Origin of the sequence: Promicromonospora panici (genome assembly GCF_900608595.1) — a bacterium.
Taxonomy (GTDB): Bacteria; Actinomycetota; Actinomycetes; order Actinomycetales; family Cellulomonadaceae; genus Promicromonospora; species Promicromonospora panici.
In genome coordinates this window covers 1-8616 of sequence record NZ_UWYY01000051.1, presented here as the reverse complement: position 1 = coordinate 8616, position 8616 = coordinate 1, and the positions used below count along the sequence as shown (strand labels likewise).

Here is an 8616-nt window from a genome sequence, read left to right as displayed (position 1 = left end):
GCCGGTGTCAGACGCACAGGTCACTCGCGTGACCGGGTCAGCCCGATCACGAGCAGGATCGCCGCGGATCCGGCCAGGGCGGAGCCCACCGACGCGGCGCCCACCGGACGCGCGAGACCGGCGCCGCGAGCGTCAGCTCGGCGATGCCGGACGTCTCGTCGTGCCGCGCCCGCAGGACGGCGAGGATCGCGTGGGCCCCGACGGGGAAAGCGAGCACGACCACCACCCCGGCGCGGCCGCGCGCCCGCTCCGCGCCGGGACAGCCCCGCGCCGAGGTCCCGGCGCGCGGACAGGGCGAACGCCACGGCGAGAGCCGCCACGACGAACGCCAGCACCAGACCCAGCGGCCACCAGCGGTCGCCCGTGAACGGGCGGGTGCCTTCGAGCCACCCGGAGGGCGACGCCCAGGTGAGCCAGGCGGCGTCGACCAGGTGGCCGCGCCCGCGTGCCCGCGGCGGAGACGAGCCCGATCAGCAGTCCGGCGGCGCCGACCAGGATTACCGCCGCGGCAAGCGGTGCGGCGTGCCCGACGGCGGCCGACCGCACCAGTTCCACACGCCCGCGCTGCTCCTCCGACCGCGTGTGCCGCACGACCAGGAGTGCATGGCGGTCATCACGGTCGCGGTGTCGCGGGCGTCGGCGTTGGCGAGCTGGTTCTTCTTCGCCAGTTGCAGCACCCGGCGGCGGAGCACCTCGACCACCAGCTCGTCGCACGCGAGGCGCAGCCCGTCCTTCGCGCCGGCAGGGCAGCCGCCGTCGCGGCTCACGCCGGAAGGGCTGGCTCAGGCGCTCCGGCGTGCGGCCGTCGACGCGCTTGCCCGTAGCGTGTTGTGAGCGGGGTCGTTGCGACTAGCTGCCCGTTTTAGGCGCAACGGTCCCGCCCACAACAAACCTGGGGTCAGGGGGTCATGGTGACACCCAGGGTGTTTGCCGGGCCGGGGCGGAACGTGAGGACGGCGCCCGACGTCGGCTCCGTCCAGGACGAACCCGGGGCGAACGGGGCGTCGTCGAGACCGTCCGCCGAACCCGGGGTCGAGTCCACGACCCGCACCGGGCCCTCGCCCGAGGGCACGGACGTGTCGACCGTGTAGACGAGGGCGCCGCTCGTGCCGATGCCCGCGTCGTACCCGACGGGCTGCCGGTTCTCGACGACGACGGCGCGCGTCTCCGAGAGCCGGTACACGACCATCGCGTCCTGCCACGGCGCGGCAGTGCCCGACCCGGCGACCGGGCGCAGCAACGCACTGGTGGCCCGCCGCGGCTCCGCGCAGACCACCTGCGCGTCCTCCAGCCAGCCGAGCTGCCACCGGTGCCAGGCGAGATACTCCGGCCCTGCGCCCGAGATGAGGCCCATCAGGTCCCAGCCGCCGACCGCCGCGTGCCAGTTCCCCGGGTCGTCCGGCGGCGCCTCGAACAGGTAGAGGTCCGGCAGACCGAGCGTGTGCCCCGACTCGTGGGCCAGCACCAGCCCGCCCCAGCGCCACTGGTCGAAGCCGAACGTGACCGCGTGGGTGAGGTGGTTGCCGTCCGCCGTCACATCAAGGAAGTTCGTGGTCGGCGAGTAGGTGATGTCGGGCGCCTCCTTCGTCGCCGTCACCCAGACCACGTCGACGTCCGAGAAGTCGAACGTGGCGTCAGCCGCCGCTATCGCGTCGCCGATGTACCGGACGTGGTCCTCGTAGCTCAGCCCGCGATCGAACGGGTACGACGTGGAGGGCTCGGGCATCCGGACCCACCCGTCCGACGACGTCGTCTCGACGTCGAGCCGACCGCCCGAGACCCGCTCCAGGTACTCGACGCCCGACGCCAGGTTCGCGCCCGCCTCGTCGAGCGACCCGGCGGGCGCCGGATGGTCCTCGAAGTCCACGTAGAGCAGCGCCGCCTTGAGCGTCCCCGTGGCCGGGAGCGCCTGCTCGTCGACCGGGAAGCCGGAGCCGAGGCCGTCGACGGCGGCCGGGAGGCGGCACTCAGCCGCCGGTCCGGCGGCGGCCGAGGACGGCGACACCCCCGCCGAGGCGCTCGCCGGCACAGTGACTGCCCCGGTCACCAGGACTACGGCGGCGGTCGCCGCGAGGGACAGCGCCCGGTAGGGCCGGGTGGTTCGCAGCTGGTTCACGTGTGCTCTCCTCGTCCGTGCTCGGGTACGGCTCATCCGAAGTCCGCCTCGGCCGCCGTGCGGACCACGCGCTCGCCCTCGTCCGCCGTCAGCAGCCCGTCGGCGACGAACTCGCGGGCGGTGCGCGTCACGTGCGCGACGAGCGCGCCCTGGTGAGCGAAGCCGCCGTCGTGCCAGACGGTGTCGAGGAACGTGGTGCCGTCCTCGCGGGCCACGTTGGCGACGCCGGAGTCGTCGCCGGAGAACACGATCGCCGGCTCGTGTCGCTTGATGTACATGTGGTACTTCGTGTGGTCGCCGGACCAGGCAGGCTCGAACGTGCGGCCGCCGTGCTCGAAGTAGCCGCTCGCGGCGTCACCACCAGCCGGGGTGAAGGCGCCGTCGACCGTGCCGTCCAGGCCCATGTGCGGGTAGAGGGTCAGCCGGAGGTACTCCGGCGAGTCGCCGCGCGCCAGCAGTACGGTCGGTCCCCACTCGATCGACTGGACCCCGGAGTCGTCCACGGTGGGGACCGCCCGTATGCCCAGCGGCATGTCGACGTCGACCACGTCGCCGTCCGACCAGGTGCGCGAGAGGGTGACGTACGTGCCGGGGACGGCGTCCAGCCGTTCGGAGCGGCCGTTGACCCGCACCGTGAATCCCCTGCGCACCCAGCCGGGCACGCGCAGGTGCAGGTCCAGGTCGCCCGAACCCTCGAACGTGAGGCGGGTGGCGCCCGCCCGCGGGTACTCGGTCCGCTGCACCACGCGCAGCCCGCGCTCCGGCCAGACGAGCGTGGAGGCGAGGTAGAGGTTGACGTAGAGGGCGTTCTCGTCGGCCGAGCGGAAGTAGATCGAGTCTCGGTACTTGACGTGGTTCTCCAGGCCCGTGCCGCCGCAACAGGTCCCGATGTTGCCGTACTCGCGGGTGGTGCCGGGGTTGACGCCGTACATGTACGTGACGTCGGGGCTGGTCGCCGACCGGGTGTCGCGCTTGGACCCGATGATCTGGTTGAGCACGCCGCGCTCGTAGTACTCCATGTACTTCGGGTCGAGGGTGTGGAAGTACAGCAGGCGCGAGACCTTGAGCATGTTGTACGTGGCGCAGGTCTCGGCGTTGCGGGGGCCGATGTCGCCGGCGACGGTGTCGGGCGGGCCGAACAGCTCGGCCTCGCCGTTGCCGCCGTGCGCGTAGGTGCGGCCCGGCACGACCATGCCCCAGAACCCCTGCACGGCCTCCAGGTAGTGCGTGTCGCCGGTGAGGTCGTACATGTTGAGGTAGCCGGAGAACTGCGGGATGTGCTGGTTCGAGTGCTTGCCGTTCAGCGTGTCGACGCCGTCGGCGCAGGCGTCGATGAGGGCCCGCAGGTCGAACCGGTTGGCCGTGGACGCGTACCGCTCGTCGCCGGTGATCGTCGTCAGGTCGGCGAGCACCTCGTTCATGCCGCCGTACTCGCCGGCGATGTAGAGACTCCACATCTTCTGCAGCTGGGCGTCGGGCAGGTCATCGAGCCGGGAGCCGACCCAGTCGGCCATGGAGACGGCGATCTCCAAGGCCTGCTCGTTGCCGGTGAGCTGGTAGGCGTCGCGCAGGCCGGCCATGATCTTGTGGCAGGTGTAGTAGGGCGCCCAGATCTCACCGTAGGGCGCGTACTCCTCGAGCTGGCTGAACTGCCATTCGCCGTACGCGGCGAGGAAGCCCGGGTGCGTGAACCGGCCGGTCGCCGCGAGCGCCGCCTGCACCTCGCCCAGGCCCGCGACGAGCTGGTCGGCCTTGTCCTGGAACACCCGCTCGCCGGTGGAGGCCCAGGCGAGCGCGGTGGCGGACAGGAAGTGCCCGCCCCAGTGGCCGCGCAGCAGGTTCGCGGTCTGCACGTTCTCCCGGCCGGGGTAGTCGTCGGGGCCCCAGGGTTCCTCCTCGGCGTGGCCGAAGCCCTCCCAGCCGCCAGGCGCGTCGGCTCCGCGGGTGTCGATCCCGGCGTTGCGCCGGAACACGGCGAGCACCCGGTCGACCGGGAACTCGCGCAGGAAGTGCAGCATCTGGTCCTCGGCCCGGGTGGCGACGCTGGGTGACAGCCCGACGTCGGTCAGCGGGAAGGGCCGGACGGCCCACTGGTCGCGTGCCGCCGTCGGGTCCGGCAGGTGCAGGGGCCGGCGGGGGAGCAGGGCGGCAGGCGGGGCCGACGCCGTCGCGGTGGCGGCCAGGGGACCCAGCCCGGCCGAGAGGAGGCCGGCCGCGAGGCCGGTGGCGCCGGCACGGAGGACCGTGCGTCGGGTGAGGTGCTGGTCGTGCTGGTGCATGAGTGTTCCAACTCCTTCGTTGACGTGCTCGTGCGTGGTGCCCAACGAGCTGTCAGACGCACAGGTCACCTGGGTGACCCGTGCGTCTGACACGCTGGGGGTCAGTCGGCGGGCGGGAGGACGAGGGTCCGGATCGGTTCCTCGTTGCCCGCCCGGTCGGTGGCGGTGAACTCGATGACCTGGGGGACGTCGGCGAGCGCCCGCGTGAACGGCTCGCGGAAGGTGGCCCAGAAGGTGTCGGGCCCCTTCCACCGGATGCTGTCCACGCCGGAGACGTCGTCGGTGGCCGTCAGGCTGATCTCGACGCCGCGGGCGCCGAGGCGGCGCGCGGTCGCGGTGGTCCGGGGTGGCGTGGTGTCGACGCTGACCTCGCGGACGACGTGGCGCTCGCGCCCGTCCTGGTCGACGGCGCGCGCCGTGACCGTGTGGACGCCGTCGCCCAGGACCAGCGGCTCGGACCCGGCGGGTGTCCACGGGGCCTCGTCCACCCGGACCTCGACGGTCGGCTCGCCGACATCGGCCCGCGCGGTGACGGTGAGCTCGGCCGGTCGGTGGTACCAGCCGGTGACGCTGGGCGCGGCGGCCGGGACCACCTCGACGCGGGGCGCTGACCCGGATCCGGCGTCAGCTCGCAGGGTGGCGGTTGCCTCCGCGAGGAAGGCGGCCTCGGCAGTGCGGGCCGCGTCGCCCTCCGCGGTCTCGCCGTCCCTGGTCCTGCCCACACCCGAGCGGACGGCGGCAGCCAGGACCGCCTCGGCCTCGGCGGCGCTGAGCAGCCCGACGCCCACGAACTCGTGGGTGGTGCGCAGCACCGCCTGGAGGAACCTGTCGCGGGAGCCGAAGCCGCCGTCCGACCAGAGGACGTCGAGGAAGGTGCTGCCGTCCTGGCAGGCGACGTTCGGCACGCCCGAGTCGGCGGCGGCCGGACCGGCCTGACCGGCGGCCAGATCCGCCCCGGCGCCGGCCCCCGCGAACCCGATGCGGGCGTCGGACCGCCGCAGGTACATGTGGTATCGCGCGTCCGACCCGGACCACGCCGGCTCCAGCTCGAGGTCACCCAGTCGCCAGGTGCCGTCGTCGGCCCGGGTCAGGGGCACGTCGAGCGTTCCGTCGAGGCGCCGCCAGGTCGCGGCGGCGACGGGCAGCCAGGTCGTGGCGGCGCTGCGGGCCAGGAGGACCGTGGGCCCGAGCTCGAGCGTGACCAGCGACGTGTCGTCCGGGGCGGGCACCTCGCGCAGGGTCAGCGGCATGCTGATCTCGACCACGGTGCCCGGGGTCCAGTCGCGCCGGATCGAGACGTACTGGCCGGGGACGGCATCCACGAGCTCGGGCGAACCGTCGACCGTGACGGCGAAGCCGCCGGTGACCCAGCCGGGCACCCGCAGCCGGAGGTCGAGGGTCCCGGTCGCGTCGACCAGCAATCGACTGCTGCCCTCCAGCGGGTAGGCCGTCTCCTGGACCAGGCGCACGTCCTGCTCGGCCCAGTCCAGCGCCGAAGCGACGTAGAGGTTGACCCAGAGCGTCCGGTCGGCGCCCGGCACCGACCGGAAGTAGACCGAGTCCTGGTACTTGACGTGGTTCTCCAGGCCGGTGCCGCCGCAGCAGGTGCCGACGTTGTCGTACTCGCGCAGCGCCCCCGGGTGGACGGGGAACATGTAGGTGACCTCGGGCGAGTCGTCCGAGTCGGCGTCCCGCCGCGATCCCAGGACCTGGTTGGTGACGGCCCGCTCGTAGTACTCCGCGTAGCGCGCGTCGCCGGTGCGCTCGAACAGGGCGCGGGCGAGCTTGAGCATGTTGTAGGCCACGCAGGTCTCGGCGTTGCGGTTGCCGATGTCACGCGCGACGGCGCCCGCGGGTCCCCACAGCTCGTTCTCGCCCGAGCCGCCGTGGGCGAAGGTGCGCCCCGGCACGAGCATGTCCCAGATGTTGACGGCGGCGTCCCGGTAGCGCGCCTCGCCCGTCAGGTCACCCAGCGCGAGGTAGCCCAGGAGCGTCGCGGCGTGCTGGTTGGCGTGCATGCCGTCCAGCACGTCCTGGCCCTCGGCCGCGGCGTCCAGCAGGGAGTCCAGGTCGAACAGGCGGGCGGTCTCGACAAAGGTCTTGTCGCCGGTCAGGACGGCGAGGTCGCACAGCACCTCGTTCATGCCGCCCGCCTCGCCCGCGATGTACAGGGACCACATGTCCCTGCGCTGCTCGGCGGGCAGCACGGAGAGCCGGCCGTGCACCCAGCGTCCCATCTCGGCGGCGATCTCCAGCGCGACCTGCGAGCCCGCGTGCCGGTGCGCGTCGAGCAGGCCCGCCATGATCTTGTGGCAGGTGTAGTACGGCGCCCAGATCTCGCCGTACGGCGCCAGGCCCTCCAGGCGGGAGAACTGCCACTCGCCGTACGCCGCGAGGAACCCCGGATGGCTGTAGCGTCCCGACGCCGCCAGCGCCTGCTGGACCTCCTGCAGGCCCTCGACCAGGTGGTCGACCTTGGCCTTCAGCTCTGCCCGCACGACGGCATCACCCGCACCCGCGTGGGTCATCGCCAGCATGGACAGGAAGTGGCCCGCGTAGTGGCCGCGCAGCAGGTTGGCCGTGGGCGCGGCCTCGCGCCCGGGATAGTCGTCGGGGCCCCAGGCGTCCTCGTCGGCGTGGCCGAAGTCTTCCCAGCCGCCCGGCGGTTGCGCGCCGCGTGTGTCCAGGCCGGCGTTCGCGCGGAAGACCGCGAGCAGCCGGTCGACGGGGTAGGTGCGCGCCAGGTGCATCATCTGGTCCCGGGCCCGCGTGAAGATCGCCTCACGCAGCTCGACGGCGTGCAGCGGGAACGGCTCGGCGACGGCGTCAGCGGTCGTCACACTGGTCGTCACAGGGCGTCACCGATCCGCTCCCGGGTCCAGCGCTCGATGCCCGCCGCGTCGATCGGCAGCGCGTCCGACAGCACCTCCGCGCCGTCGGGCGTGACCAGCAGGTCGTCCTCCAGCCGGACGCCGATGCCGCGCAGCTCCGGGGGCACCGTCTCGTCGTGCGCGTGGAAGTACAGCCCCGGCTCGACGGTCATGACCACCCCCGGCTCCAGGGGCGCCGCCTGGTACGTCGGGTAGTCGGAGTGGGCGCAGTCGTGCACGTCCAGGCCGAGGTGGTGGCCGATGCCGCACACCAGCCAGCGCCGGTGCTGCTGCCCGGCCGGCGACAGGGCCTCGTCGACCGAGACGTCCAGCAGCCCCCAGTCGTGCAGCCCCTGCGCGATCACCTCCATCGAGGCGTAGTGGAAGTCGAGGTACTCGACGCCGGGACGGATCTGCGCCATGCCCGCACGGTGCGCCTTCTCGACCAGGTCGTGCACCTGCCGCTGCACCGCACTGAAGGTGCCCGACGGCGGGACGGTGCGCGTCACGTCAGCCGTGTACAGGGAGTTCGCCTCGACGCCCATGTCGAGCAGCAGCGGCATGTCGGGCAGAACGGGGCCGTCGCAGCGCACCCAGTGCAGGGTGGGCGCGTGCGGGCCGGAGCCCACGATCGTCGAGTACCCCGGCCCGTTGCCGAACGTGCGCGCATGCCGGTCGAACGTGCCCTGCAGCCAGCGTTCGCCCAGGCCGCCGATCGCGCGCGGCAGCTCCGCGACCACCGCCTCGAAGCCGGTGACCGTGTGGTCGACGGCCTCGCGCAGCTGCGCGATCTCCCAGTCGTCCTTGATCATCCGCAGGTCCGACAGCGCGCGAGCCAGATCCTCCGACGGCTTCAGGCCGAACCGGCGCACCAGCTCCTCGTCGACCGACGGCGCCGCGAGCGCCCCGGCCAGCCCGGCGAGCACGCCGTCCAGCGCGGACAGCGGCTCCACGGTGATGCCGAACGCCTCCGCCCAGTCGCCCAGGTCCGGCGACGGCCCGACCCACAGCTCGCCGTACGCCGCGTTCCCGAAGAAGGCGCTGTCGCCCGGCTTGGCCGGCGGCGGCAGGTACAGCGTCGCGTCGTGACCGCCGCCGCTCGCGCGCAGCACCAGGACGCCGTCCTCGGCCTGCGCGCCCGTGAGCCAGACGAAGTCGCTGTCCGCGCGGAACCCGTAGAGCACGTCGCCGTTACGCAGGGACGCGCGGCCCGCGCCCACCACGACGTCGCTCGCGCCGATCCGCTCCGACAGGCGCTCGCGGTGCGCGGCCGCCGCGGCGGGCGCCCCGGGCGTCATCGGCACGACGGCGTCGGGCGCACCCCAGCCTCGCGCCATGTAGGCGTTGAACG

At 73.2% G+C, this 8616-nt stretch carries 6 protein-coding genes; all 6 read right to left on the bottom strand.

Annotated features, from left to right (window positions below):
* Window positions 1-46: 46 nt before the first annotated feature.
* Complete coding sequence (locus tag EW117_RS29580) at window positions 47-217, bottom strand: hypothetical protein (RefSeq protein ID WP_165362927.1); 171 nt, start codon at window positions 215-217, stop codon at window positions 47-49.
* 280 nt (window positions 218-497) lie between these two features.
* Complete coding sequence (locus EW117_RS29215) at window positions 498-767, bottom strand: hypothetical protein (RefSeq protein ID WP_129790233.1); 270 nt, start codon at window positions 765-767, stop codon at window positions 498-500.
* Window positions 768-898: 131 nt separating this feature from the next.
* Window positions 899-2116 (bottom strand): M6 family metalloprotease domain-containing protein, encoded by a 1218-nt coding sequence (locus EW117_RS29210; RefSeq protein ID WP_165362926.1) that lies wholly within the window; start codon window positions 2114-2116, stop codon window positions 899-901.
* 32 nt (window positions 2117-2148) lie between these two features.
* Window positions 2149-4395, bottom strand: a complete 2247-nt coding sequence (locus EW117_RS29205; protein ID WP_129790231.1) for a glycoside hydrolase family 127 protein — start codon at window positions 4393-4395, stop codon at window positions 2149-2151.
* Between the two features lie 101 nt (window positions 4396-4496).
* Entirely contained in the window at window positions 4497-7247 is a 2751-nt protein-coding gene (locus tag EW117_RS29200; protein WP_129790230.1) for a beta-L-arabinofuranosidase domain-containing protein, read from the bottom strand.
* Window positions 7244-8616, bottom strand: a 1373-nt coding sequence (locus EW117_RS29195) for an aminopeptidase P family protein (protein WP_165362925.1), incomplete at its 5' end; no start/stop codon positions are given. The genes EW117_RS29195 and EW117_RS29200, both read right to left, overlap by 4 nt.

What these genes read in the sequence shown, in the direction of transcription:
- EW117_RS29205 (WP_129790231.1), bottom strand. Translation starts at nt 4,395, where the DNA reads ATGCACCAGCACGACCAGCACCTCACCCGACGCACGGTCCTCCGTGCC.